Annotated in this window: 27 protein-coding genes; 18 read left to right on the top strand and 9 right to left on the bottom strand. The window is 60.8% G+C overall.

Annotation, left to right across the window (positions count from 1 at the left end; genetic code table 11):
• Positions 1-7 precede the first annotated feature (7 nt).
• The 3 genes from ACZ445_RS24705 to ACZ445_RS24695 form a co-directional block, all read right to left on the bottom strand.
• Positions 8-766 (bottom strand): GntR family transcriptional regulator, encoded by a 759-nt coding sequence (locus ACZ445_RS24705; protein ID WP_310863633.1) that lies wholly within the window; start codon positions 764-766, stop codon positions 8-10.
• A gap of 263 nt (positions 767-1,029) precedes the next feature.
• On the bottom strand, positions 1,030-1,533 hold the full coding sequence (locus tag ACZ445_RS24700; RefSeq protein ID WP_179028730.1) for a L,D-transpeptidase family protein: 504 nt from the start codon (positions 1,531-1,533) through the stop codon (positions 1,030-1,032).
• Positions 1,534-1,550: 17 nt separating this feature from the next.
• Complete coding sequence (locus ACZ445_RS24695; protein ID WP_058423330.1) at positions 1,551-2,099, bottom strand: NUDIX hydrolase; 549 nt, start codon at positions 2,097-2,099, stop codon at positions 1,551-1,553.
• A 146-nt stretch (positions 2,100-2,245) separates the two neighbouring features.
• Between ACZ445_RS24695 and ACZ445_RS24690 the strand changes: the two genes are divergently transcribed.
• From ACZ445_RS24690 to purT, 5 genes are all read left to right on the top strand, one after another.
• On the top strand, positions 2,246-2,848 hold the full coding sequence (locus ACZ445_RS24690) for a CoA pyrophosphatase (RefSeq protein ID WP_058423329.1): 603 nt from the start codon (positions 2,246-2,248) through the stop codon (positions 2,846-2,848).
• A gap of 35 nt (positions 2,849-2,883) precedes the next feature.
• A complete protein-coding gene (locus ACZ445_RS24685) occupies positions 2,884-3,408 on the top strand; it encodes a gamma carbonic anhydrase family protein (RefSeq protein ID WP_010207972.1) in 525 nt (174 codons plus the stop codon).
• Positions 3,405-3,620 carry a DUF1289 domain-containing protein gene (locus ACZ445_RS24680; protein ID WP_179028731.1) on the top strand — a complete coding sequence of 72 codons (216 nt, stop codon included), beginning with the start codon at positions 3,405-3,407 and terminating at the stop codon, positions 3,618-3,620. The genes ACZ445_RS24685 and ACZ445_RS24680 overlap by 4 nt, the downstream gene beginning before the upstream one ends.
• 162 nt (positions 3,621-3,782) lie before the next feature.
• Positions 3,783-4,250 (top strand): VUT family protein, encoded by a 468-nt coding sequence (locus tag ACZ445_RS24675; RefSeq protein WP_015885703.1) that lies wholly within the window; start codon positions 3,783-3,785, stop codon positions 4,248-4,250.
• A gap of 69 nt (positions 4,251-4,319) precedes the next feature.
• Complete coding sequence (gene purT / locus ACZ445_RS24670; protein WP_019817237.1) at positions 4,320-5,501, top strand: formate-dependent phosphoribosylglycinamide formyltransferase; 1,182 nt, start codon at positions 4,320-4,322, stop codon at positions 5,499-5,501.
• Positions 5,502-5,605: 104 nt separating this feature from the next.
• Here purT and ACZ445_RS24665 read toward each other — a convergent pair whose 3' ends face one another.
• The 3 genes from ACZ445_RS24665 to ACZ445_RS24655 form a co-directional block, all read right to left on the bottom strand.
• A complete protein-coding gene (locus ACZ445_RS24665; protein ID WP_179030436.1) occupies positions 5,606-6,919 on the bottom strand; it encodes an MFS transporter in 1,314 nt (437 codons plus the stop codon).
• Positions 6,920-7,248: 329 nt separating this feature from the next.
• Complete coding sequence (locus ACZ445_RS24660) at positions 7,249-8,487, bottom strand: transporter associated domain-containing protein (protein WP_179040731.1); 1,239 nt, start codon at positions 8,485-8,487, stop codon at positions 7,249-7,251.
• Positions 8,488-8,499: 12 nt separating this feature from the next.
• Complete coding sequence (locus ACZ445_RS24655) at positions 8,500-9,312, bottom strand: cytochrome C assembly family protein (RefSeq protein ID WP_071489286.1); 813 nt, start codon at positions 9,310-9,312, stop codon at positions 8,500-8,502.
• Between the two features lie 220 nt (positions 9,313-9,532).
• Here ACZ445_RS24655 and ffh point away from each other — a divergent pair, with 220 nt between their 5' ends.
• The 10 genes from ffh to thrC all read left to right on the top strand — a co-directional run bounded on the left by ffh (position 9,533) and on the right by thrC (position 18,404).
• Entirely contained in the window at positions 9,533-10,909 is a 1,377-nt protein-coding gene (gene ffh / locus ACZ445_RS24650) for a signal recognition particle protein (RefSeq protein WP_003193965.1), read from the top strand.
• 251 nt (positions 10,910-11,160) lie between these two features.
• Positions 11,161-11,412, top strand: coding sequence for a 30S ribosomal protein S16 (gene rpsP / locus ACZ445_RS24645; protein ID WP_003175899.1), 252 nt, complete (start codon positions 11,161-11,163; stop codon positions 11,410-11,412).
• A gap of 5 nt (positions 11,413-11,417) precedes the next feature.
• Positions 11,418-11,954: a ribosome maturation factor RimM gene (gene rimM / locus ACZ445_RS24640; protein WP_053135622.1), complete on the top strand. Its 537-nt coding sequence runs from the start codon at positions 11,418-11,420 to the stop codon at positions 11,952-11,954.
• Complete coding sequence (gene trmD / locus ACZ445_RS24635) at positions 11,936-12,709, top strand: tRNA (guanosine(37)-N1)-methyltransferase TrmD (RefSeq protein ID WP_016977714.1); 774 nt, start codon at positions 11,936-11,938, stop codon at positions 12,707-12,709. Before rimM ends, trmD begins: the two co-directional genes overlap by 19 nt.
• A gap of 45 nt (positions 12,710-12,754) precedes the next feature.
• Positions 12,755-13,105 carry a 50S ribosomal protein L19 gene (gene rplS / locus ACZ445_RS24630; protein WP_003175895.1) on the top strand — a complete coding sequence of 117 codons (351 nt, stop codon included), beginning with the start codon at positions 12,755-12,757 and terminating at the stop codon, positions 13,103-13,105.
• A gap of 82 nt (positions 13,106-13,187) precedes the next feature.
• Complete coding sequence (locus ACZ445_RS24625) at positions 13,188-13,601, top strand: acyl-CoA thioesterase (protein WP_058423324.1); 414 nt, start codon at positions 13,188-13,190, stop codon at positions 13,599-13,601.
• Positions 13,602-13,725: 124 nt separating this feature from the next.
• A complete protein-coding gene (gene xerD / locus ACZ445_RS24620) occupies positions 13,726-14,622 on the top strand; it encodes a site-specific tyrosine recombinase XerD (protein WP_058423323.1) in 897 nt (298 codons plus the stop codon).
• A 139-nt stretch (positions 14,623-14,761) separates the two neighbouring features.
• Complete coding sequence (locus ACZ445_RS24615; protein ID WP_010207987.1) at positions 14,762-15,493, top strand: thioredoxin fold domain-containing protein; 732 nt, start codon at positions 14,762-14,764, stop codon at positions 15,491-15,493.
• Positions 15,494-15,622: 129 nt separating this feature from the next.
• Positions 15,623-16,927 (top strand): homoserine dehydrogenase, encoded by a 1,305-nt coding sequence (locus ACZ445_RS24610; protein WP_010207988.1) that lies wholly within the window; start codon positions 15,623-15,625, stop codon positions 16,925-16,927.
• A 67-nt stretch (positions 16,928-16,994) separates the two neighbouring features.
• A complete protein-coding gene (thrC, locus tag ACZ445_RS24605; RefSeq protein WP_058423322.1) occupies positions 16,995-18,404 on the top strand; it encodes a threonine synthase in 1,410 nt (469 codons plus the stop codon).
• 87 nt (positions 18,405-18,491) lie between these two features.
• Here the strand turns inward: thrC and ACZ445_RS24600 are convergent, their stop codons facing one another.
• Positions 18,492-18,692 (bottom strand): hypothetical protein, encoded by a 201-nt coding sequence (locus tag ACZ445_RS24600; RefSeq protein ID WP_043205840.1) that lies wholly within the window; start codon positions 18,690-18,692, stop codon positions 18,492-18,494.
• Between the two features lie 313 nt (positions 18,693-19,005).
• Between ACZ445_RS24600 and ACZ445_RS24595 the strand changes: the two genes are divergently transcribed.
• On the top strand, positions 19,006-19,290 hold the full coding sequence (locus ACZ445_RS24595) for a DUF3509 domain-containing protein (RefSeq protein WP_058423321.1): 285 nt from the start codon (positions 19,006-19,008) through the stop codon (positions 19,288-19,290).
• A gap of 170 nt (positions 19,291-19,460) precedes the next feature.
• Here ACZ445_RS24595 and ACZ445_RS24590 read toward each other — a convergent pair whose 3' ends face one another.
• Together ACZ445_RS24590 and ACZ445_RS24585 are read right to left on the bottom strand one after the other, a co-directional pair.
• Positions 19,461-20,333: a TIGR02285 family protein gene (locus tag ACZ445_RS24590; protein WP_464707675.1), complete on the bottom strand. Its 873-nt coding sequence runs from the start codon at positions 20,331-20,333 to the stop codon at positions 19,461-19,463.
• Entirely contained in the window at positions 20,333-21,532 is a 1,200-nt protein-coding gene (locus tag ACZ445_RS24585; protein WP_464707674.1) for a CaiB/BaiF CoA transferase family protein, read from the bottom strand. The genes ACZ445_RS24590 and ACZ445_RS24585 overlap by 1 nt, the downstream gene beginning before the upstream one ends.
• A 136-nt stretch (positions 21,533-21,668) precedes the next feature.
• Here ACZ445_RS24585 and ACZ445_RS24580 point away from each other — a divergent pair, with 136 nt between their 5' ends.
• Positions 21,669-22,211, top strand: a complete 543-nt coding sequence (locus ACZ445_RS24580) for a YaeQ family protein (RefSeq protein WP_032858231.1) — start codon at positions 21,669-21,671, stop codon at positions 22,209-22,211.
• Between the two features lie 157 nt (positions 22,212-22,368).
• Complete coding sequence (recJ, locus tag ACZ445_RS24575) at positions 22,369-24,078, top strand: single-stranded-DNA-specific exonuclease RecJ (protein WP_058423318.1); 1,710 nt, start codon at positions 22,369-22,371, stop codon at positions 24,076-24,078.
• Positions 24,079-24,153: the final 75 nt, after the last annotated feature.

Genomic DNA, 24,153 nt, shown 5'->3' with positions numbered 1-24,153 from the left:
CAGTTCTCTAGAGTCGCAGTTCAGCGGAGTAGTCATGGCGGCGCAGTTCTGCGACGAAGTCGTAGTAGTCGTTGCGGCAGTAGGTGTCGGTGATTTCAATGGGGGTGTTGTCGGCGGTGTAGCCGACCCGAGTCATCAGCAGCATGGCGGTGCTGGGGGCAATGCCGACCAGCTTGGCGAACTCGTCGGAGGCGTTGATCGCCTGGATATGCTGCAGGGCACGCACCACCGGTTTGCCGATACCTTCCAGGTATTCGTACAGCGAATGACCGATGGCTTGGGGCTGCGGCAGCACCGAGGCGGGCAGGGTGGTCATTTCAATCGCCATCACCGTGTCATCCGCCTTACGCAAGCGCTTGAGGCGTGCCACTTTGTCGGCGGGCGACAGGCCCAGGCGGATCATCTCTTCGTGGGTCGGCTGGGTCAGTTCACGCTCGAGCCACTGGGAGCTGGGCACAAAGCCCTTGAGCCGCAGCATTTCGCTGAACCCCGACAGGCGCGACAGCGGCTGTTCCAAACGTGGCGAAATGTAGGTGCCTGAGCCCTGGTTGCGGCGGATCAGCCCTTGGGCAAACAACACTTCCAGCGCCTTGCGAGCGGTGACTCGCGAAATGCTCAGTTGTTCGCTGAGTACGCGTTCCGAGGGCAGGGCCTGTTCGGAGGTCCACTGGCCGGCATGGATCGCTGCTTCCAGTTTGCGTGCCAGTTGCAGGTACAGCGGCGTGGATTGTTTGTCGTCGGGGCGCAGGGCCAGGATGGGATTCATCTGTCAGGTTTCCGATGCGGTTATTGGAGTGTTGTCGCCCGGTATTGGCCGGAAATTAATACCACTTAAATACCATGTCAATGCAGTCAAAACAGTGCGTTCACTGGTTTAAGGGGCCTGCAATGGGGCGTGGTATCAAGTGGTATTAGAGAGGTCTTTATCGCGCGCAGAACGGCGCAGCCCGCGGGGATGAACTGGTATTCACCGGCGGGCGCAGGGTGGGGTGGGAATTTTTTTCGAATTATTTTACGAACGGTACGAGATTACGGACGAATCTCGATCAGTGTGCCGTCCTTGACCAGGTTCCAGACTTCACGCATATCCACGTTGCGCATGCCGATGCAGCCGTCGGTCCAGTCCAGGGTGTGGAACCACTGCTCCGGGTATTCCTCGGTATCGGGGGTGCCGTGGATCATGATCATGCTGCCGGGTTTCACGCCTTCGCGGCGCGCGCGTGCGGCGTCGCTGATATTCGGGTAGGAGATGTGCATGGCCAGGTTGAAGCGGTCGCTGGTCTTGCGCCAGTCGATCCAGTACAGGCCCTCTGGCGTGCGGCGGTCACCCTCGATCAGCTTGTGGCCCTTGGGGTTTTTGCCCAGGGAAATGCGGTAGGTCTTGAGCGGCTTGCCGTCGTTGATCAACTGCAACTGATGAGCGGACTTGAGCACCAGGACCTTTTCGACGGTCTTGCCGCCCAGGGTTTCCACGGTCGAGGCGGATGAAAGGGTCGCGAACGACAGGCAGATAAGCGCAAGCAACCAACGCATTAAAACGGTATCCCTGGTCATGGAGCGGGCAACACCCGCGGCTCTACAGCCTCGCTGCGCACCGGGAAGGCCTGCTGCCGACGGTCAGCGAAAAAGTATTCGAGGGTACGCCCGACCGTGCGGAACGCCAGCTCGGACCAAGGGATGTCGGCTTCGTCGAACAGCTGCACTTCCAGGCTTTCGGGGCCTGCGGCGTAGTCCAGGTCCACCAGGTCGGCACGGTAAAAGATATGCACCTGATTGATATGCGGCACGTCGATCAGCGTGTAGATGCTCAGGTTGTGCACGCGGGCGCAGGCTTCTTCCAGGGTTTCGCGCATGGCGGCCTGTTCCACGGTCTCGCCGTTTTCCATGAAGCCGGCGGGCAGGGTCCAGTAGCCCAGGCGCGGCTCGATGGCGCGGCGGCACAGCAGCACTTTATCGCCCCATACCGGCACGGTGCCGGCGACGATATTGGGGTTCTGGTAGTGGATGGTCGAGCAGTGATCACACACAAAGCGCAGGCGGCCGTCGCCTTCGGGGATGCGTTGGGTAACCGGTTTGCCGCACTGGCTGCAGAAATTCATGCTGGGGTTCCTGGAAAGTGCGTCTATCTTGGCGTGACGGGCAGGGCGCTGCAAGTTGTCGTTTAGCGACACCGGGCGGGTTTTGGGGTTGGGCACCCGCGAGCTTTGGTGCATGATGCAAGGTAGCCAACAGACCGAGATGACTCATGCTGGACGAGCTACTTCGCCGGGTAAGCAACCACACCCCCCACACGCTTGAATCCGACGGGCGTTTCCCCGAGGCCGCGGTGTTGGTGCCGATTACCCGCAGTGACGAACCTGAGCTGATCCTGACCCTGCGCGCCAGCGGCCTGTCGACCCATGGTGGCGAAGTGGCCTTTCCCGGTGGACGCCGTGACCCCGAAGACCCGGACCTGATCTTCACCGCGCTGCGCGAGGCCGAAGAAGAAATCGGCCTGCCGCCCGGGCTGGTTGAAGTGATCGGCCCATTGAGCCCCTTGATCTCCCTGCATGGCATTCGGGTTACGCCGTATGTCGGCGTCATACCCGATTACGTCGAATACCTGGCCAACGATGCCGAGATTGCTGCAGTTTTCAGCGTGCCGCTGGACTTCTTCCGACAGGACCCGCGCGAACATACCCACCGGATCGATTACCAGGGCCGCAGTTGGTACGTGCCCAGCTATCGGTTTGGCGAATACAAGATCTGGGGGCTGACGGCGATCATGATTGTCGAGCTGATCAATCTGCTCTATGACGACGCCAAGATCAGCCTGCATCAACCGCCCAAGAGCTTCATCAATATCTAGCCATCGTTTGAATGGCAACGCCGTGAGGAAAAACCATGAAATACCGCCTGGGCGACGCCCGCGTCGAGACTCATCCACAGAGCTGGGTAGCGCCGAATGCCACGCTGGTGGGCAAGGTCAAGCTGGAGGAGGGCGCCAACGTGTGGTTCAACGCGGTGTTGCGTGGCGACAACGAACTGATCCTGATCGGCAAGAACAGCAACGTGCAGGACGGCAGCGTGATGCACACCGACATGGGCTACCCGCTGACCCTCGGCACCGGCGTGACCATCGGCCATAACGCCATGTTGCACGGTTGCACGGTGGACGATTACAGCCTGATCGGCATCAACGCGGTGATCCTCAACGGCGCCAAGATCGGCAAACACTGCATCATCGGCGCCAACTCGCTGATCGGTGAAGGCAAGGAAATCCCCGATGGTTCGCTGGTGATGGGCTCGCCGGGCAAGGTGGTGCGTGAACTGACCGACGCGCAGAAACGCATGCTCGAAGCCAGCGCCGCGCACTATGTGCATAACTCGCAGCGTTATGCGCGGGATCTGGTCGAGCAGGAAGAATGAACCCGATTGAACGTCCTGTTGCGTCGCCGTGCGTGAGTATCTGTGCGCTGGACGATGACGACATTTGCACCGGCTGCCAGCGGACCGTGGATGAGATTACGCGCTGGAGCCGCATGGATAATGCCGAGCGCCGGGTGGTGCTGGGGCTGTGTCATGAGCGGGCGGTGGCGAGTGGGTTGGTGTGGATGATGCCTGAGAACTCGGGCAACTGATCGATCGCTATCGGGGGCAAGCCCCCTCCCACATTTTGACCGCATTCCTGCAGATTAAACGCGGTCACCTGTGGGAGGGGGCTACACCCCGATAGGGTCCACCCAGACGACATATTTCAAAATGTGAAGTACCCTGTGCACCTTGTTCACAGGTCCACTCCCATGCTCTTCCTGATCGCCTACATCAGCAGCGTCGTGCTGATCAACTTCGCCTTCTCCACTGCCCCGCACCTGGATGTCATCTGGTCCGCCTGGGGTGGCCTGGTCTTTATCCTGCGCGACATGGTGCAAACCCGCTTCGGCCATGGCGCAATCATCGCCATGCTGGCGGCGCTGGTGCTGTCGTATGTCACCTCGGACCCCGCCATTGCCCTGGCCAGCGCCACGGCCTTCGCAGTGTCCGAGTGTATCGACTGGCTGGTGTTCAGCATCACCAAGCGTCCGCTGCACGACCGCCTGTGGATCAGTTCGGCGCTGAGCATTCCCCTCGACACCTTTATCTTCTTCGGCCTGATCGGCGCGCTTACCCCGGCGGTGGCGGGAACTGCGCTCGTGTCGAAGTTCGCCGGGGTCACGGTGGTGTGGCTGATCATGGCCTGGCGTATCCGCAAGCGGGCCGTCGCCAACTGAGGCCAATTCCTGCAGTTCATGTAAAATGCCGGCCTTTCTCCCAATGATCCGCTCCCCTGAGGACCTGAGATGACCCGAATCGGAACTCCATTGTCGCCAACCGCGACCCGCGTTTTGCTGTGTGGCTGCGGTGAGCTGGGCAAGGAAGTGGTAATCGAACTGCAGCGCCTGGGCGTTGAAGTGATTGCCGTGGATCGCTACGCCAACGCGCCGGCCATGCAGGTGGCGCACCGTAGCCACGTGATCAACATGCTCGACGGCGCCGCCCTGCGTGCGGTGATCGAGGCGGAAAAACCGCACTTCATCGTGCCGGAAATCGAAGCCATCGCCACCGCCACCTTGGTGGAACTGGAAGCCGAAGGCTTCACCGTAATCCCGACCGCGCGCGCCACCTCGCTGACCATGAACCGCGAAGGCATCCGCCGCCTGGCCGCCGAAGAGCTTGACCTGCCGACCTCGCCGTACCACTTCGCCGATACCTTCGAAGACTACAGCAAGGCCGTGCAGGACCTGGGCTTCCCGTGCGTGGTCAAGCCGGTGATGAGTTCCTCGGGCAAGGGCCAGAGCCTGCTGCGCAGCACCGACGACGTGCAAAAAGCCTGGGACTACGCCCAGGAAGGCGGCCGTGCGGGTAAAGGTCGTGTGATCATCGAGGGCTTTATCGACTTCGACTACGAAATCACCCTGCTGACTGTGCGCCACATCGGCGGCACCACCTTCTGCGCGCCAGTCGGCCATCGCCAGGAGAAGGGCGACTACCAGGAATCCTGGCAGCCACAGGCCATGAGCCCGATTGCCCTGGCCGAATCCGAGCGCGTTGCCAAGGCAGTGACCGAGGCCCTGGGCGGCCGTGGCCTGTTTGGCGTGGAGTTGTTCATCAAGGGCGATCAGGTGTGGTTCAGCGAAGTGTCGCCACGCCCGCATGACACCGGTTTGGTGACCCTGATTTCCCAGGACCTGTCGCAGTTCGCGCTGCACGCTCGTGCGATCCTGGGTCTGCCGATCCCGTTGATCCGTCAGTTCGGGCCTTCGGCTTCGGCGGTGATCCTGGTGGAAGGGCAGTCGACCCAGACGGCGTTCGCCAACCTGGGCGCCGCGTTGAGCGAGCCTGATACCGCGCTGCGCCTGTTCGGCAAGCCGGAAGTGAATGGCCAGCGCCGCATGGGCGTGGCGTTGGCGCGGGATGAGTCGATTGAAGCGGCCCGGGCCAAGGCGACCCGTGCTTCCCAGGCAGTGGTGGTAGAGCTCTAAAAGCATCGGGGGCAAGCCCCCTCCCACACTTGATCCAGTTCACAGAGTTAGATTTGTGAATACATTCAAATGTGGGAGGGGGGCTTGCCCCCGATAGCGGTCTATCAGCCCACGCGATTCAAATCATTATCCCGCGTCTCTTTCAGGCACAGCACAGCAATCAAGCTGAGCAACGCCGCCGCCGACACATACCCACCGACATAACTCAGCCCACCCATCGCCACCAGCTTGGTCGCGAAGAATGGTGCGGCGGATGCCCCCACAATTCCCCCCAGGTTATACGCCGCTGAAGCGCCGGTATAACGCACGCGTGTCGGAAACAGTTCCGGCAACAGCGCGCCCATCGGTGCGAACGTCACGCCCATCAGGAACAGCTCCAGCGCCAGGAACAGCGCCACGGCCCAGGTCGAACCGTGGGTGAGCAATGGCTCCATGGTAAAGCCCGACAGAATCGCCAGAATCGCACCGACGATCAGCACCGGCTTGCGTCCGTAACGATCACTGGCCAGGGCTGCCAGCGGAGTCGCCAGGCCCATGAACAGCACCGCAAAGCACAGCAGGCCGAGGAAGGTCTCGCGGCTGTAACCCAGGGTTGAAACGCCATAACTCAGGGAAAATGCAGTGGTGATGTAAAACAACGCATAGCACACCACCATTGACGCAGCGCCCAGCAACACCGGCAGCCAATGCTGGCTGAACAGTTCCACCAACGGCACTTTGACCGGCGCTTCCTTGGCGACGGCGTTGGCGAACACCGGCGTTTCGTGCAGCTTCAGCCGCGCGTACAGGCCCACCATCACCAGCGCCGCGCTGAGGATGAACGGGATGCGCCAGCCCCAGCTGCGGAATTGCTCATCGCTGAGGCTCATGGCCAGGATCAGGAACAAGCCGTTGGCTGCCAGGAACCCGATCGAAGGGCCGAGTTGCGGGAACATGCCGAACCAGGCGCGTCTGCCCTTGGGCGCATTCTCGGTCGCCAACAGCGCCGCGCCGCCCCATTCGCCGCCCAGGCCCAGGCCCTGGCCGAAACGCAGTACGCACAACAGGATCGGCGCCCAGGCGCCGATGCTGTCATAACCGGGCAGCAAGCCGATCAGCGTGGTGCACACGCCCATCAGCAGCAGCGAGGCCACCAGCGTCGATTTGCGCCCGATACGGTCGCCAAAGTGGCCGAATAGCGCCGAGCCTAGTGGGCGGGCGATGAAGGCGATACCAAAGGTCAGGAATGACGCCAGCATCTGCGCGGTGCCGGAGGTCTGCGGGAAGAACACCGGGCCGATCACCAGCGCAGCAGCCGTGGCGTAGATATAGAAGTCGTAGAACTCGATGGCGGTGCCGACGATGCTCGCCGTGGCGACCCGTGCGGTCGAGTTGGTCGGGGCAGCGGCGGGCGCGGCCGCGTTGTAGGTGGTGCTCATGGTGGTATCCCTGACGGTCATTGCGCGTTTGGACGCGGATTATTATTGGTCGAACACCCATGGATCAGGGTTGTGCGCGGGGCGGCTCGGGATGGGAGCGAACACCGGTCAGACGCGGTATGGCGGTGCCTGGACGCGTTCAGTGCGGGTAGCACGCGGTCGGGCGGGGCTCTGGTAAGCCGTCCCGATTATAGGAAGGGGTTTGAACATACAACAAGTCAAAATGTGGGAGGGGGCTTGCCCCCGATAGCTGTGTATCAGCCACTTGATGCGGTGACTGACACTCGGCCATCGGGGGCAAGCCCCCTCCCACATTATTTGATTATGAATTAAGCGGCGACCGGCATCCGGCTGGTATGCCAGATCAGCACCTTGCTCACCCGGTTGTCCTCGGTCTCGAGGATTTCCAGGCGGTAGCGGCCGATCTTCAGGCACACCGCGCAATCGGGAATGGTTTCCAGCGCTTCGGTCACCAGGCCATTGAGGGTCTTGGGGCCGTCGCTGGGCAGGTGCCAGTTGAGGCTCTTGTTCAATTCGCGGATCGAGGCGGCGCCGTCGATGATGTAGCGGCCATCCGGTTGCGCTTCGATATGCGGATTGTCCGCACTCTGTTCGCTTTCGAATTCACCGACGATTTCTTCGAGTATGTCTTCCAGGGTCACGATGCCGAGTACTTCGCCGTACTCGTCCACCACCATGCCCAGGCGACGCTGCTGTTTGTGGAAGTTCAGCAGTTGCAGTTGCAGCGGGGTGCTTTCCGGGACGAAGTAGGGCTCGTGGCAGGCGGCGAGCAATGCCTCTTTGGTCAGGCTGGCGTCGGGCAGCAGGTGTTGGATCTGCCGCGTGTTGAGCACGGCTTCGACCTGGTTGATGTCGCTGTGGAACACCGGCAGCCGCGTACGCTGGGAGGTGCGCAGTTGCTCGATGATTTCCTCGATGTCGTCATCCAGGTTGATGCCGTCCACCTCGCTGCGGGGCACCAGGATGTCGTTGACGGTGATGTTGTCCAGGGCATGTATGCCAGGCATGCCGGGGGTACGGCCTTCGGCAATCTCGGGTTCGGGTTCGTCATCATGGTCAGGCAGCGGTTCGTCGCTCTTCTTCACCACGCCGGTCTTGCGCGCAAGCGGGCGCAGCAGCAACAGGCTGATAGCGTTGAGCAGCCAGGCCAGGGGGTAGACGATTTTCAGTGGCACACCCAGCAGCGTATTGCCAAAGCCCAGTACCGTTTGCGGGTAGCGGGTGGCCAGGGCGCGGGGCAGGTAGTCAGCCAGAATCAGCAGGATCGCGCAGGAGATCAGCCAGCCGAGCCACGGCCCGTTCTGCGCCCAGGCGTAAATGGCCAGCAGCGTGCACAGGATGACCACGGCGGCGCGACACAGGCCGTTGCACAGGATCAGGCTGTTGCGCGGAAAGCTCAGGCGAGTGGCCGCCTTGTCGCCCTGGCGAGTACCGGGGCGCAGGGCCAGCAAATGTTGCTGGGCGGCTTCGATGGCGGTAAACAGCGCGGCCCATAACACCAGCAGGGCGATTACCGCGAGCATCGGCTCCAGGGGCAAGTTGTCCATGATCGCCGCCCGTCAGATATGCAGGATGTATTCGCGAACCAGCTTGCTGCCGAAATAGGCCAGCATCAGCAGGCAGAAGCCGGCCAGGGTCCAGCGGATCGCCTTGTGCCCACGCCAGCCGAGGCGGTTGCGGCCCCACAGCAGGACGCTGAACACGATCCAGGCCAGGCACGCCAGCAGGGTCTTGTGCACCAGGTGCTGAGCGAACAGGTTTTCGAAGAACAGCCAGCCGGAGATCAGCGACAGCGAGAGCAGGGTCCAGCCGGCCCACAGGAAGCCGAACAGCAGGCTTTCCATGGTTTGCAGCGGCGGGAAGTTCTTGATCAGCCCGGACGGATGCTTGTGCTTGAGCTGGTGGTCCTGCAGCAGCAGGAGCAGGGCCTGGAACACCGCGATGGTGAACATGCCGTAGGCCAGGATCGACAGCAGGATATGCGCGAGAATGCCCGGTTCTTCATCGATCACCGGCACTGTGCCGGTGGGCGCGAATTGCGCCAGCAGCACCGTCAGCATGCCCAGCGGGAAGAGCAGCACCAGCAGGTTTTCGACCGGGATCCGGTAGCAGGCCATCAGGGTCAGCGCGATAACGGCTGCGGCGATCAGGCTGGCGGCGCTGAAAAAGTCCAGGGCCAGGCCGACCGGCGTCATCAAGTGCGTGAACAGGCTCGCCGCATGGGCGAGCAAGGCGAGGACACCAAGGCCTACCAACAGGCGTTTGTCCGCCTTGGTGCCCTGGGCCAGACGAGTGCCCTGATAGACGGTCGCAGCGGCGTACAAGATGGCGGCGGCGAGGCTGGGTAGCAAACTGGGTGACAAAGGGAGCATAAATCCTGTTAGGCAAGCCCGAAAGGCGCTGAGTTTGGCATACCCCCGCGCAACACGAAAGACTCCCGGGCCAGACAGCGGGTGTGCATGGACGCAGTCTTCGCTATAATCCGCGACCTGCCCACGCCGCAGGCTCGCCGAGCGCTGTTTTTAATAGCGATTTACCACAGCCTGGGCCGCCATTACCTCGGTCTATGAATAGGGCCTGAAAGGATCGCGCATGTTTGAAAATCTGACTGACCGTCTCTCGCAGACGCTGCGCCACGTAACCGGCAAGGCCAAGCTGACCGAGGACAATATTAAAGACACCCTGCGTGAAGTGCGCATGGCGTTGCTGGAAGCCGACGTGGCCTTGCCGGTGGTGAAGGACTTCGTCAACTCGGTCAAAGAGCGCGCGGTGGGCACCGAAGTGTCCCGCAGCCTGACCCCGGGCCAGGCGTTCGTGAAGATCGTCCAGGCCGAACTCGAAAGCCTGATGGGCGCGGCCAACGAAGACTTGAACCTCAGCGCCGTGCCGCCGGCCGTTGTCTTGATGGCGGGTCTGCAAGGCGCGGGTAAGACCACCACCGCCGGCAAGCTGGCGCGCTTCCTTAAAGAGCGCAAGAAAAAGTCCGTGATGGTGGTGTCGGCCGACGTGTACCGTCCGGCGGCTATCAAGCAGTTGGAAATGCTCGCGGGCGAAGTGGGGGTGACCTTCTTCCCGTCCGACCTGAGCCAGAAGCCGGTCGACATCGCCAACGCCGCCATTAAAGAAGCCAAGCTCAAGTTCATCGACGTGGTCATCGTCGATACCGCCGGTCGCCTGCACATCGACGAAGAGATGATGGGCGAGATCAAGGCGCTGCATGCCGCGATCAACCCGGTCGAGACGCTGTTCGTGGTCGACGCCATGACCGGCCAGGATGCGGCCAACACCGCCAAGGCCTTCGGCGACGCATTGCCGCTGACCGGCGTGATCCTGACCAAGGTCGACGGTGATGCCCGTGGCGGTGCCGCGCTGTCGGTACGTGCCATCACCGGCAAGCCAATCAAGTTCATCGGTATGGGCGAGAAGAGCGAAGCGCTCGAACCGTTCCATCCTGAGCGTATCGCCTCGCGTATCCTCGGCATGGGGGACGTGCTCAGCCTGATCGAACAGGCCGAAGCCACCCTCGACAAGGACAAGGCCGACAAGCTGGCCAAGAAGCTGAAGAAGGGCAAGGGCTTCGACCTCGAAGACTTCCGCGACCAGCTGCAACAGATGAAGAACATGGGCGGCCTCGGCGGCCTGATGGACAAGCTGCCGAACATCGGTGGTGTGAACCTGGCGCAGATGGGCAATGCCCAGGGCGCGGCAGAGAAGCAGTTCAAGCAGATGGAAGCCATCATCAACTCCATGACCCCGGCCGAGCGCCGCGACCCTGAGCTGATCAGCGGTTCGCGCAAGCGTCGGATCGCCATGGGCTCCGGCACCCAGGTGCAGGATATCGGTCGCTTGATCAAGCAGCACAAGCAGATGCAGAAGATGATGAAGAAATTCTCCGCCAAGGGCGGTATGGCCAAGATGATGCGCGGCATGGGCGGTATGTTGCCCGGCGGTGGCATGCCGAAAATGTAAAGTATTCGAGCGGGAGCCCAGCTCCTGCTCCGACCCACAGGGATGTGGGATCTCCAGCAAACCCGCCGTTGGCGGGCGCTGACTCGCCGTTTTAACCGACGGCTCTATAGCAGATCTGAATGGCACGCTGATAGGCGCCGGAAAAAGACATTTGCAAAAGTCCGGATATTCCTTAGAATATGCGGCCTTTCGGGCACCTATGCCCGCTGTGCATTTAGATTTGCAGCACCGACTACAGGAACGATGTTCACATGCTAACAATCCGTCTTGCCCTTGGCGGCTCCAAAAAGCGCCCGTTTTACCACTTGACCGTAACCGACAGCCGCAACCCGCGCGACGGTTCGCACAAGGAACAGGTTGGTTTCTTCAACCCTGTTGCTCGTGGTCAAGAAGTTCGTCTGTCCGTGAACCAAGAGCGCGTAGCCTACTGGCTGAGCGTGGGTGCACAGCCATCCGAGCGCGTTGCAAAACTGTTGAAGGACTCGGCTAAGGCCGCAGCCTGAGCAATATGAACGCGACGCCAGCTGTTGCTGATGATTTGATCGTTATCGGCAAGATTTATTCGGTTCATGGCGTTCGCGGCGAAGTGAAGGTGTATTCCTTTACTGATCCGACTGAAAACCTGTTGCAGTACAAAACCTGGACGCTCAAGCGCGAGGGTAGTGTGAAACAGGTCGAGCTGGTCAGTGGACGCGGGAGCGACAAGTTCCTGGTCGCAAAGCTCAAGGGTCTTGATGATCGTGAAGAAGCTCGTCTTCTGGCCGGTTATGAGATCTGCGTGCCGCGCAACCTGTTCCCTGAATTGACCGACGGCGAGTACTACTGGTACCAGCTGGAAGGTCTGAAGGTTATTGATCAACTCGGGCAACTGTTCGGGAAAATCGATCATCTTCTGGAAACCGGCGCCAATGATGTAATGGTGGTCAAGCCTTGCGCTGGCAGCCTGGATGATCGCGAACGCCTGTTGCCGTATACCGAGCAATGCGTGTTGGCCGTCGACCTGGCAGCGGGCGAGATGAAGGTGGAATGGGACGCGGACTTCTAAGCGTGGCTAATTTGCGCATTGAAGTGATCAGTTTGTTTCCCGAGATGTTTTCCGCCATCAGCGAGTACGGCATCACCAGTCGGGCGGTGAAACAGGGGCTGTTGCAGCTTACCTGTTGGAACCCGCGAGACTACACGACGGATCGACATCACACTGTGGACGATCGCCCATTTGGCGGTGGCCCGGGCATGGTGATGAAGATCAAGCCCCTGGAAGACGCGTTGGTTCAGGCCAAGGCCGCAGCCGGGGAGAAGGCGAAGGTGATTTACCTGTCCCCTCAAGGCCGTCAGCTGAAACAGGCTGGGGTCCGCGAACTGGCGAATGAGGAAGCACTGATCCTGATTGCCGGTCGCTATGAAGGCATTGACGAGCGTTTTATTGAAGCTCATGTCGATGAAGAGTGGTCGATTGGGGACTATGTCCTGTCTGGCGGCGAGCTGCCGGCGATGGTCCTGATAGATGCGGTTACACGACTGCTGCCTGGAGCTTTAGGGCATGCGGACTCCGCGGAGGAAGATTCCTTCACGGATGGTTTGCTGGATTGCCCGCACTACACCCGACCGGAGGTGTATGCGGATCAGCGTGTTCCCGACGTATTGCTAAGTGGCAATCACGCACACATCCGGCGTTGGCGTTTACAGCAGTCCCTTGGTCGGACCTATGAACGACGCGCCGATCTTCTGGAAAGCCGCTCGCTTTCTGGAGAAGAGAAGAAGCTGCTCGAGGAATACATCCTCGCGCGGGACGATAGTTAACAACGTATCGATGGTAGGTCCATTGACTTACCTTAGGAGCACAGCATGACTAACAAAATCATCCTTGCACTCGAAGCAGAGCAGATGACCAAAGAGATCCCTACCTTTGCCCCGGGCGACACCATTGTCGTTCAGGTGAAAGTGAAGGAAGGCGACCGTTCGCGTCTGCAAGCGTTCGAAGGCGTGGTAATCGCCAAGCGTAACCGTGGTGTGAACAGTGCTTTCACTGTTCGTAAAATCTCCAACGGTGTTGGCGTAGAGCGTACTTTCCAGACCTACAGCCCGCAAATCGACAGCATGGCCGTCAAGCGTCGCGGTGACGTACGTAAAGCCAAGCTGTACTACCTGCGTGACCTGTCCGGTAAAGCAGCTCGCATCAAGGAAAAACTGGCTTAAGTCCAGCTTTCCGATGCAGAAAAAAGCAGCCTACGGGCTGCTTTTTTGTGCCTGAAATTTGTCCACTCCCCGGTATTTGTCCATGACTACCCGCCTTGAAGAAATCCAGCGCCGCACCCACCTGTCCGTCACCCACGTGACCAAGGCTGTGTTTCCGCCGACCACCAACCACCACAACACCTTGTTCGGTGGCACCGCCTTGGCGTGGATGGATGAAGTGTCGTTCATCACGGCCACTCGTTTCTGCCGTCTTCCACTGGTCACGGTTTCCACCGACCGTATCGATTTCAATCACGCCATCCCGGCGGGCTCCATCGTCGAGCTGATCGGCCGTGTGATCAAGGTCGGCAACACCAGCCTCAAGGTCGAGGTGGAAGTGTTCGTCGAAAGCATGAGTGCCGATGGTCGCGAGAAGGCGATCCAGGGCGTGTTCAGTTTTGTGGCCATTGACGCAGACAAGCGTCCGGTGCCGGTGTTGCCTGGGTTTGTAGACTGATTCAGATCGAGTCGCGGCCATCGGGGGCAAGCCCTCTCCCACATTTGGAACGCATTCCTCTGTGGGAGGAGGCTTGCCCGCGATAGGATGTCGCTGACAACACCTTTTCCAAGTGCGAACCCCCATGCCTGCCATTGACCATCCATTGATCGACCGTTTCCTCGACGCCCTGTGGCTGGAAAAAGGCCTCTCTGACAACACCCGCCAGGCCTACCGCAGCGACCTTGCGCTGTTCAATGGTTGGTTGCAGGAGAAAAACCTCGAGCTGATCAACGCCGGCCGCGAGCTGATTCTCGACCACTTGGCCTGGCGCCTGGAGCAGAACTACAAGCCACGCTCCACAGCGCGATTCCTCTCCGGCGTGCGTGGTTTTTATCGCTATCTGCTGCGGGAAAAGCTGATCGCCCTCGACCCCACCCTGCAAGTCGATATGCCACAACTTGGTAGGCCGTTGCCCAAATCCCTGTCGGAAGCCGACGTGGAGGCCTTGCTCGCCGCCCCCGACCTCAGCGAAGCCATCGGTCAGCGCGACCGCGCCATGCTCGAAGTGCTCTACGCCTGTGGCCTGCGGGTGACCGAGCTGATCAGCCTGACCCTGGAGCAAGTCAACCTGCGCCAGGGCGTGTTGCGGGTGATGGGCAAAGGCAGCAAGGAGCGACTGGTGCCGATGGGCGAGGAGGCGATTGTGTGGGTCGAGCGCTATATGCGCGATGCCCGTAGCGAACTGCTCGGTGGACGGCCCAGCGATGTGCTGTTCCCCAGCTTGCGTGGCGAACAGATGACTCGCCAGACCTTCTGGCACCGCATCAAGCACCAGGCCAAGGTCGCCGGGATCGGCAAGGCGCTGTCGCCGCACACGCTGCGCCATGCATTCGCCACGCATTTGCTCAACCACGGTGCGGATTTGCGTGTGGTGCAGATGCTGCTCGGCCACAGCGATTTGTCCACCACCCAGATCTACACCCACGTGGCGCGCGCGCGTTTGCAGGATATGCACGCCAAGCACCACCCGCGAGGCTGAAAACGTCCAATTTATCCGGCCACGGGCTGCCCTGCGGCCCAACTGTGGTAGGCTTTGCCGGTTAGCAAAGGGGACGACCCAGACCCGTGTTTCCAAGCAGTGTTACTGCCCGTCCCTGCATCTGCCTTCAGGAGTTCCCATGCGCTTGACCCAGATTATTGCCGCCGCAGCCATTGCGTTGGTTTCCACCTTTGCCTTCGCCGATGACGCCGCCGAGCAGACCATCCGCAAGAGCTTGGCCAACCTGCAGCTCGACACCCCGATCGAGAGCATCAGCGCCAGCCCGATGGCCGGCCTGTACGAAGTCAAGCTCAAGGGCAGCCGCGTGCTGTATGCCAGTGCCGATGGCCAGTACATCGTCCAGGGCTACCTGTTCCAGTTGAAGGACGGCAAGCCGGTCAACCTGACTGAAAAAGCCGAACGCCTGGGTGTTTCCAAGCTGATCAATGGCATTCCAGTGGCCGAGACCGTGGTGTACCCAGCCATCGGCGAGACCAAGACCCACATCACCGTGTTCACCGACACCACCTGCCCGTACTGCCACAAGCTGCACGCCGAAGTGCCTGCGCTGAACAAACTGGGCGTGGAAGTTCGCTACGTGGCGTTCCCGCGCCAGGGCCTGGGTTCGCCGGGTGACGAACAGCTGCAAGCCGTATGGTGCTCGGCCGACAAAAAAGCGGCCATGGACAAGATGGTCGACGGCAAGGAAATCAAGGCTGCCAAATGCGCCAACCCGGTCTCCAAGCAGTTCGCCTTGGGCCAGTCCATCGGCGTCAACGGCACACCGGCCATCGTTTTGGCTGACGGCCAAGTGATTCCGGGCTATCAGCCGGCACCACAAGTTGCGAAACTGGCGCTGAGTGCCAAATAAACCAGCATCGTCGAACCTTTGGCGATCATGGCCTGTGGATAAGTCGACAGGTCATTAATTGAAAGCCGCAGTCGTGCGGCTGTTTTCCACGGCCGACCTCGCGTCGGCCGTTTCATGGGGAGTTCTTCAGTGAAACCGGTCAAAGTAGGCATCTGTGGGTTAGGGACCGTCGGTGGCGGCACCTTCAACGTACTTCAGCGTAACGCTGAAGAAATTTCCCGCCGTGCAGGGCGTGGGATTGAAGTGGCACAAATTGCCACGCGTTCGCCAAAGCCTCAGTTCGAAACGACCGGTATTGCGATTACCAACGATGTCTTCGCCGTGGCCACCAACCCTGAAATCGATATCGTGATCGAACTGGTGGGCGGCTACACCGTTGCCCGCGAGCTGGTGCTCAAGGCCATCGAGAACGGCAAGCACGTGGTCACTGCCAACAAGGCGCTGATCGCCGTGCACGGCAACGAGATCTTCGCCAAGGCGCGTGAGAAGGGCGTGATCGTGGCGTTCGAGGCTGCGGTGGCTGGTGGCATTCCGGTGATCAAGGCGATCCGTGAAGGCCTGTCCGCCAACCGCATCAACTGGGTGGCCGGCATCATCAACGGCACCGGCAACTTCATCCTCACCGAAATGCGCGAGAAGGGCCGCACCTTCGAAGACGTTCTCGCCGAGGCCCAGGCCCTGGGTTACGCCGAAGCCGACCCGACCTTCGACGTTGAAGGTATCGACGCCGCGCACAAGCTGACCATCCTGGCATCCATCGCCTTTGGTATCCCGCTGCAGTTCGACAAGGCGTACACCGAAGGCATCACCAAGCTGACCACCGCCGATGTGAACTACGCCGAAGCCCTGGGCTACCGCATCAAGCACCTGGGCGTGGCGCGCAGCACGCCGGCCGGTATCGAACTGCGAGTGCACCCGACGCTGATCCCGGCCGACCGCCTGATCGCCAACGTCAATGGCGTGATGAACGCGGTGATGGTCAACGGTGACGCCGCCGGTTCCACGTTGTTCTACGGCGCCGGTGCCGGCATGGAGCCAACCGCTTCGTCGGTGATCGCCGACCTGGTGGACGTGGTGCGTGCGATGACCAGCGACCCGGAAAACCGCGTGCCACACCTGGCGTTCCAGCCGGACTCGCTGTCGGCCCACCCGATCCTGCCGATCGAAGCCTGCGAAAGCGCCTACTACCTGCGCATCCAGGCCCAGGATCACCCGGGCGTATTGGCCCAGGTGGCGAGCATCCTGTCCGAGCGCGGTATCAACATCGAGTCGATCATGCAGAAGGAAGTCGAGGAGCAAAACGGCCAGGTGCCGATGATCCTGCTGACCCACCGCGTGCTCGAGCAGCACATCAACGATGCCATCGCTGCCCTGGAAGCCCTGCAAGGCGTGGTTGGCCCGGTGGTACGGATTCGCGTCGAACACCTGAACTAATGGTTTTGCGGCAAGAGCCCCGCAAGTTCGGCGGCCCTTGTTCAAGAATGCTCTAGAGGAGCCAGTCATGCGTTATATCAGTACCCGCGGCCAGGCACCGGCCCTGAATTTCGAAGACGTCCTGCTGGCAGGCCTTGCCACGGACGGCGGCCTGTACGTGCCGGAAAACCTGCCACGCTTCACCCAGGAAGAGATCGCTTCCTGGGCCGGCCTGCCGTACCACGAACTGGCCTTCCGGGTGATGCGCCCGTTCGTCACCGGCAGCATTCCGGATGCGGACTTTAAAAAGATTCTGGAAGAAACCTACGGCGTGTTTTCCCACAACGCCATCGCACCGCTGCGCCAACTGAACGGCAACGAATGGGTGCTGGAGCTGTTCCACGGCCCGACCCTGGCGTTCAAGGACTTCGCCCTGCAACTGCTGGGTCGCCTGCTGGATTATGTGCTGGAGAAGCGCGGCGAGCGCGTGGTGATCATCGGTGCCACCTCCGGTGATACCGGTTCGGCGGCCATCGAAGGTTGCAAGCACTGCGAAAACGTCGACATCTTCATCCTGCACCCGCACAAGCGTGTGTCGGAAGTGCAGCGCCGCCAGATGACCACCATCTTTGGCGAGAACATCCATAACATTGCCATCGAAGGCAACTTCGATGACTGCCAGGAAATGGTCAAGAACAGCTTCGCTGACCAGAGTTTCCTCAAAGGCACGCGCCTTGTGGCGGTGAACTCGATCAACTGGGCGCGGATCATGGCCCAGATCGTCTACTACTTCCACGCTTCCCTGCAGTTGGGCGGCCCGGCGCGTTCGGTGTCGTTCTCGGTGCCGACCGGTAACTTCGGCGATATCTTCGCCGGTTACCTGGCGCGCAACATGGGCCTGCCGATCAACCAATTGATCGTCGCCACCAACCGCAACGACATCCTGCACCGCTTCATGAGCGGCAACCAGTACGTCAAGGAAACCCTGCACGCGACCCTGTCGCCGTCCATGGACATCATGGTCTCGTCGAACTTCGAACGCCTGCTGTTCGACATGCACGGTCGCAACGGTGCGGCGATTGCCGGCTTGATGGACTCCTTCAAGAGCGGCGGCGGTTTCAGCGTGGATGAAGAGCGCTGGACCGAAACCCGCAAGCTGTTCGACTCCCTGGCCGTGGACGACGCGCAGACCTGCGAAACCATCGCTGAAGTCTATGCCCAGACCGGCGAGCTGCTCGACCCTCACACCGCCATCGGCGTGAAGGCCGCCCGCGACTGCCGTCGCAGCCTGGATATCCCGATGGTCATCCTGGGCACCGCCCATCCGGTGAAATTCCCGGAAGCGGTGGAGAAGGCCGGTGTTGGCAAGGCGCTGGAGTTGCCGGTGCACCTGGCTGACCTGTTCGAGCGTGAAGAGCGTTGCACCGTGCTGGCCAATGACCTGAAGGCTGTGCAAGCGTTTGTGAGCCAGCATGGCAACCGGGGTAAGCCGTTGTAAGGCTCACCGCGTAGACAAAAACGCCGCTTTCCCTTCCTGGGGCAGCGGCGTTTTTCGTTTCTGGCAGGCCCCGCTTGGTATACGCGGCTATGTGAGTAGTTTCTGTACGATAGCCAAGACAGTGCTGAACGCCGTAAACATGGCCATGACGACACCCAATGGATACCAGAAATTCTCACGGGTTATCTTGTGGGTCTCGGCAGTGAGTTTGCGTTGCTCCGCATAAATGCGTGATATGTCGGCGTGAATCTTCTCTAGCGCAGCTTGCTCTTTATCGTGTTCCAGCATCGTATTTATCCTTCGCAATAAGGGCCTTTTGACATGCGCTCCTGCCTGCAAGACAAAGTGATCAGCGCCCACCGAGTATAGGATTCACCTTGGGCCTCAACGCCCGGAAACCCCAAAACAGCCGCCCATTGCGTAAGCACTTATGTGCGACCGTTTTTTCGTTGTCATGTTGCAAGCGCATGCTGGAATCCGTCACCCCCTGACGGCCCCATAAAGACGATAAAGCGAACTTTCCTACGTCACAAACAGTCACTTAGGATAGATGCAGCTCCCGTTGAAACGATTGTTCCCGAACTATTGAGTGGTGATCGAGATGGAAAGTATCAGCCTATTGCTCGAAGAAGCACTGAGCCCTTATCAGGTTACGCTGACCACCTCTGGTGTGCAGGACGAGTGCCTGGTAACCGTTAAGAATCCTGCTGGCGCCATCGTGGTCGAGCGTGACGTCGACCGCGCCCAATTGATGGACAAGCGCGTGCTGGTGGATGTGGTGGATTGCCTGCTGCGTGACATCAAAATTGCCGAAGGACGTCTGGAGCCCTCGGTCATCGCGGCCTTGCGCAACGCAGCCCAGACTCGCAACGCCACCGCCGCATGAAGAATTGTTTAACTGTGGAAACTTCCTACAGCGCGGCCGGTCAGATTTTGTAACAGCAAGAGCAAACATTGTGCTCCGGTGTTTGTGCCTTGCTGTACTGGTCATTGTAGGCCACGTTTAACCCCAAAGTGTCTCCCCACGCTTTGGGGTTTCTTTTTGCCTGCGATTTGTCACGGCTCTGGCGAGTCCTGGAAAAAACTCGGGTTATCCCGCAGGTAATGTTCGCGCATGATCGGGTCCAGCCATGAGGCATACGACTGCTGCACCTCTTGCAGCGGGATCTCGCGCAGTACCTGGTCGATTCGTTTGATGGCCTGGCGCCCCTGGGGCGTATCCGAGCAGCCGATGTGCGTACGCTGATACGGCGCCGAGCCTTTGATCGGGTAGAAGCTCAGGTCATCCGAGGCGATGCCTTGCTGCATCGCGTGGTAGCGGATCTCCGGCCAGTAACCCAACACGGCTTCCAAGCGCCCCAGGCGCTGCATTTGTAACAGGCTGCCCAGTGCATCGTTGCCGTAATGCAGCGCGAGTGAGTGCGTGTCGGCCTGCTTGAGCTGTGCATCGATGACAGGCCCGTAGCTGCGCTCCGCAGTGGCCCCCACCCGTGCCTCGTGCGCATCGAGCAAGGCCTGTAGGTCAAACTGGCCCTGCGAGATATAGGCGGCCATGGCTTGCTGCTGGCTGCGCCGGATCGTGATCCCATTGCTGGCGACCACAAAGGCCTGGTTGGAAAACACCACGTACCTGGCCCGCTCGGCGGTCCACAGCAATGAAGGGTCACAGGTGAATGTGCGCTCGCGCAGCATTTGTGTGCCCCGTGCGCGATTGACGTGCAATACCTGGTGCCGATATTCAGGCAGGTGCTCGATCAGTCTCGGCAACAGTTGGTCCAGCGCGCCCTGGCCTTTGCGCGGGCCTTCGAAAATGGTCAGTGGCGGTAAATCACGCAAAAGCCAGATCAGCGTATCCTCGGCATTGGCCGGCAGAGGCCAAGCGCTCGCCATCATGACGGCGAGGCACAACTGAGCAACCCGACGGGCCATCAGATCGCGCCTTCCTCGCGCAGACGCACAATGGCAGCAGCGTCATAACCCAGCCCGCCGAGCACTACGCTGTTATGTTCACCCAGTTGCGGCCCCACCCATTCACAGCTGCCCGGTGTGTCCGACAGCTTGGGCACGATGCCCGGCATCTTGAATTCCTTGCCGCCGGGAAGCTGGGCCTTGAGGAACATTTCCCTGGCGAGGAATTGTGGGTCGCCGAGCATATCTTCGGCACTGTAGATCCGGCTGGCAGGCACCTCGGCTTTGTTCAGCACGTCTATCACCTGATCCAGCGGCAGCGAATTCACCCAGCGATCTATCACCCCATACAGCTCGTCACGGCGGCTGTCGCGCCCGTCATTGCTGGCCAGTACCGGATCGTTGGCCAAGTCTTCACGGCCAATGGCCGACATGAAACGCTTGAAGATCGCATCGCCATTGGCGCCGATCTGCACATGCTTGCCGTCGGCGCTGGTGTGGATGGAGGAGGGCGTGATGCCGGGCATGATGTTGCCGGTGCGTTCGCGAATAAAGCCAAACACGTCGAACTCGGGAATCATGCTTTCCATCATGGCGAAGATGGCTTCGTACAGCGCCACATCCACCACCTGGCCCAGGCCACCGTTGACCTCGCGATGACGCAGCGCCATCAGTGCGCCGATCACTGCCCACAACGCGGCAATCGAGTCGCCGATGGAAATGCCGGTGCGCACCGGCGGGCGGTCTTCGAAACCGGTGATATAGCGCAGGCCGCCCATGGACTCGCCCACTGCGCCAAACCCGGGTTGGTCTTTCATCGGCCCGGTCTGGCCGAAGCCGGAGAGACGTACCATCACCAGCTTGGGGTTCAGCGCGTGCAGGGTTTCCCAGCTCAGGCCGAGCTTTTCCAGCACGCCGGGGCGGAAGTTTTCGATCAGGATGTCGGCGTCCGCCAACAGTTGTTTGAGGATGGCCAGGCCGTCCGGGTGCTTGAGGTTCAGCGTCAGCGACTGCTTGTTGCGCGCCTGCACGAACCACCACAGCGAAGTGCCCTCGTACAACTTGCGCCATTTTCGCAGCGGGTCGCCGCCGTCCGGTGATTCGACCTTGATCACCTCGGCGCCGAACTCCGCGCAGATACGTGAGGCGAACGGGCCGGCGATCAGAGTGCCGAGTTCGATGACTTTCAGGCCGGCAAGTGGTTTGGCATTGAACGACATGAGGATCCTTGTCTGCGCAGGGCGGTGGTGTGATGCCTTTTAACATAGGCGAGCAGCCCAGGGCAGCGCAGGATTCGTTGATTGGCCTCGTCATCGGTTAGACTGGCCGCCTTTCCCTGTCTCTAGAAGCCCGTTCATGGCCCAGCCGTCCACGACCTACAAATTCGAACTCAACCTCACCGACCTCGACCGCTCGGTGTACGAGAGCGTCAAACAGACCATCGCCCGCCACCCGTCGGAAACCGAAGAGCGCATGACCGTGCGTCTGCTCGCCTACGCCCTCTGGTACAACGAGCAGTTGTCGTTCGGGCGTGGCCTGTCAGACGTAGACGAACCAGCCTTGTGGGAAAAAAGCCTGGATGACCGGGTGTTGCACTGGATCGAAGTCGGCCAGCCCGATGCAGACCGCCTTACGTGGTGCTCGCGCCGCACCGAACGTACCAGCCTGCTGGCCTATGGCAGCCTGCGTGTGTGGGAAGGCAAGGTGGTGCCGGTGGCAAACAACCTGAAGAACGTACACATCGCTGCCGTGCCGCAGGAAGTCCTTGAGACCCTGGCCAAGGACATGCCGCGTGTTATCAAGTGGGACGTGATGATCAGCGAAGGCACGATCTTCGTCACCGACGACCGTGGCCAGCATGAAGTGCAGTTGCAGTGGTTGGTTGGCGAACGCGGTTGAAACGGTGGGAGGGGGCTTGCTCCTGATCGCGGCGGTTCAGTCAGCACCACATTGACTGATACACCGTAATCGGGAGCAAGCCCCCTCCCACAATGACCTGTGTCGTTTGTAGCCTTGTTGTTTAACCGTTTTATCAAAGAGAAGCTCCCGTCACCCCATGCGTATCGATCCTCGCCCGTTGCCTGCCGTCCTGCCGTTTCTCGGTGACTTGCCACCGCTGTTGACCCGTCTCTACGCCGCGCGCGGGGTGCAGTCCGAAGCCGAGCTGGACAAAAGCCTGGCGCGGTTGATTCCCTACCAGCAGCTCAAGGGCATCGACGCGGCGGTCGACCTGCTGGTGACGGCGTTGGAGCAACGCCAACGCATCCTCATCGTCGGTGACTTCGACGCCGACGGCGCCACCGCCAGCACCGTGGGCACCTTGGGCCTGCGCTTGCTCGGCGCGGCCCATGTCGATTACCTGGTGCCCAACCGTTTCGAGTACGGCTACGGCCTGACCCCGGAAATCGTCGCCGTCGCCCTGCAGCGCGAGCCGCAGTTGCTGATCACCGTCGACAACGGCATCTCCAGCGTCGAGGGCGTGGCAGCGGCGAAAGCGGCGGGGCTGCAAGTGCTGGTAACCGACCACCACTTGCCCGGCGACGAGTTGCCGGCGGCGGATGCCATCGTCAACCCGAACCAGCCCGGCTGTGAATTCCCGAGCAAGGCGCTGGCCGGCGTGGGGGTGATCTTCTACGTGCTGATGGCCTTGCGTGCGCGCCTGCGCAGTTTGGGCTGGTATGACAACAAACCACAGCCAAACATCGGCGAATTGCTCGACCTGGTCGCCCTGGGCAGCGTCGCTGACGTGGTGCCCCTGGACGCCAACAACCGCATCCTGGTGCATCAGGGGCTGGAACGTATCCGCGCCGGTCGTGCACGGCCGGGGATCAAGGCGATCCTCGAGGTGGCCAAGCGCGACGCCGCGCGTATTACCTCCACCGACCTGGGCTTTATCCTTGGGCCGCGCCTGAACGCCGCTGGACGCCTGGATGACATGAGCCTGGGCATCGAATGCCTGCTCACCACCGATGTGGTCGCTGCCCGTGAAATGGCCGCGCAACTGGACGGCATGAACCAGGACCGCAAATCCATCGAGCAAGGCATGCAGCGCGAGGCCCTGGCCCAGCTCAAGGACTTGCCGGTGGAGTCGATGCCCTACGGTTTGTGCCTGTTCGACCCGGAGTGGCACCAAGGTGTGATCGGAATTCTGGCGTCGCGCATGAAAGAGCGCTACTTCCGCCCGACCATTGCCTTCGCCGACGCTGGCGACGGTTTGCTCAAGGGCTCTGGGCGCTCTGTGCAGGGTTTTCATATCCGTGATGCCCTGGCGGTGGTCGCCAGCCAGCATCCGAACCTGATCAGCAAATACGGCGGTCACGCGATGGCGGCCGGGCTGACATTGCCCGAGGAAAACTTCCCGCTGTTTGCCGAAGCCTTCGATGCCGAAGTGCGTCGGCAACTGCGCGAAGAAGACCTGACCGGGCGTCTGCTGTCTGATGGCACCCTGGCAGTGGAAGAGTTTCACCTGGAACTGGCCCGTGCGCTACGGCATGCAGGGCCGTGGGGGCAGCACTTTCCGGAGCCGTTGTTCCACGGCGTGTTTCAGTTGGTGGAGCAGCGCGTCGTGGGCGAGCGGCACTTGAAGGTCGTGCTCAAGAGCGAATGCGGGTCGGTGAAGCTCGATGGCATTGCGTTTGGGGTGGACCGGGAGGTCTGGCCGAACCCGACGGTGCGTTGGGTGGAATTGGCCTACAAGCTGGATGTGAACGAGTTTCGCGGTAATGAAACCGTGCAGTTGATGATTGCGCACATCGAGCCGCGTTAGATCTCACCAACACCACAAAACCAATGTGGGAGGGGGCTTGCCCCCGATGCCGGTGGGTCAGCTACAGATAAGCTG

Source organism: Pseudomonas allii (genome assembly GCF_055380095.1).
This window is presented reverse-complemented; position numbering and strand designations above follow the sequence as displayed.

Coding starts and splice junctions, on each gene's coding strand:
- ACZ445_RS24700 (WP_179028730.1), bottom strand. CDS start 1,533: ATGCGTTGGTTGCTTGCGCTTATCTGCCTGTCGTTCGCGACCCTTTCA.
- purT (WP_019817237.1), top strand. CDS start 4,320: ATGACCCGAATCGGAACTCCATTGTCGCCAACCGCGACCCGCGTTTTG.
- ACZ445_RS24655 (WP_071489286.1), bottom strand. CDS start 9,312: ATGCTCCCTTTGTCACCCAGTTTGCTACCCAGCCTCGCCGCCGCCATC.
- ACZ445_RS24625 (WP_058423324.1), top strand. CDS start 13,188: ATGACTACCCGCCTTGAAGAAATCCAGCGCCGCACCCACCTGTCCGTC.
- ACZ445_RS24600 (WP_043205840.1), bottom strand. CDS start 18,692: ATGCTGGAACACGATAAAGAGCAAGCTGCGCTAGAGAAGATTCACGCC.
- ACZ445_RS24695 (WP_058423330.1), bottom strand. CDS start 2,099: ATGAATTTCTGCAGCCAGTGCGGCAAACCGGTTACCCAACGCATCCCC.
- ACZ445_RS24705 (WP_310863633.1), bottom strand. CDS start 766: ATGAATCCCATCCTGGCCCTGCGCCCCGACGACAAACAATCCACGCCG.
- xerD (WP_058423323.1), top strand. CDS start 13,726: ATGCCTGCCATTGACCATCCATTGATCGACCGTTTCCTCGACGCCCTG.
- thrC (WP_058423322.1), top strand. CDS start 16,995: ATGCGTTATATCAGTACCCGCGGCCAGGCACCGGCCCTGAATTTCGAA.
- rimM (WP_053135622.1), top strand. CDS start 11,418: ATGAACGCGACGCCAGCTGTTGCTGATGATTTGATCGTTATCGGCAAG.
- rpsP (WP_003175899.1), top strand. CDS start 11,161: ATGCTAACAATCCGTCTTGCCCTTGGCGGCTCCAAAAAGCGCCCGTTT.
- ACZ445_RS24595 (WP_058423321.1), top strand. CDS start 19,006: ATGGAAAGTATCAGCCTATTGCTCGAAGAAGCACTGAGCCCTTATCAG.
- ffh (WP_003193965.1), top strand. CDS start 9,533: ATGTTTGAAAATCTGACTGACCGTCTCTCGCAGACGCTGCGCCACGTA.
- ACZ445_RS24580 (WP_032858231.1), top strand. CDS start 21,669: ATGGCCCAGCCGTCCACGACCTACAAATTCGAACTCAACCTCACCGAC.
- ACZ445_RS24660 (WP_179040731.1), bottom strand. CDS start 8,487: ATGGACAACTTGCCCCTGGAGCCGATGCTCGCGGTAATCGCCCTGCTG.
- ACZ445_RS24585 (WP_464707674.1), bottom strand. CDS start 21,532: ATGTCGTTCAATGCCAAACCACTTGCCGGCCTGAAAGTCATCGAACTC.
- ACZ445_RS24680 (WP_179028731.1), top strand. CDS start 3,405: ATGAACCCGATTGAACGTCCTGTTGCGTCGCCGTGCGTGAGTATCTGT.
- ACZ445_RS24685 (WP_010207972.1), top strand. CDS start 2,884: ATGAAATACCGCCTGGGCGACGCCCGCGTCGAGACTCATCCACAGAGC.
- recJ (WP_058423318.1), top strand. CDS start 22,369: ATGCGTATCGATCCTCGCCCGTTGCCTGCCGTCCTGCCGTTTCTCGGT.
- ACZ445_RS24590 (WP_464707675.1), bottom strand. CDS start 20,333: ATGGCCCGTCGGGTTGCTCAGTTGTGCCTCGCCGTCATGATGGCGAGC.
- ACZ445_RS24615 (WP_010207987.1), top strand. CDS start 14,762: ATGCGCTTGACCCAGATTATTGCCGCCGCAGCCATTGCGTTGGTTTCC.
- rplS (WP_003175895.1), top strand. CDS start 12,755: ATGACTAACAAAATCATCCTTGCACTCGAAGCAGAGCAGATGACCAAA.
- trmD (WP_016977714.1), top strand. CDS start 11,936: ATGGGACGCGGACTTCTAAGCGTGGCTAATTTGCGCATTGAAGTGATC.
- ACZ445_RS24690 (WP_058423329.1), top strand. CDS start 2,246: ATGCTGGACGAGCTACTTCGCCGGGTAAGCAACCACACCCCCCACACG.
- ACZ445_RS24675 (WP_015885703.1), top strand. CDS start 3,783: ATGCTCTTCCTGATCGCCTACATCAGCAGCGTCGTGCTGATCAACTTC.
- ACZ445_RS24665 (WP_179030436.1), bottom strand. CDS start 6,919: ATGAGCACCACCTACAACGCGGCCGCGCCCGCCGCTGCCCCGACCAAC.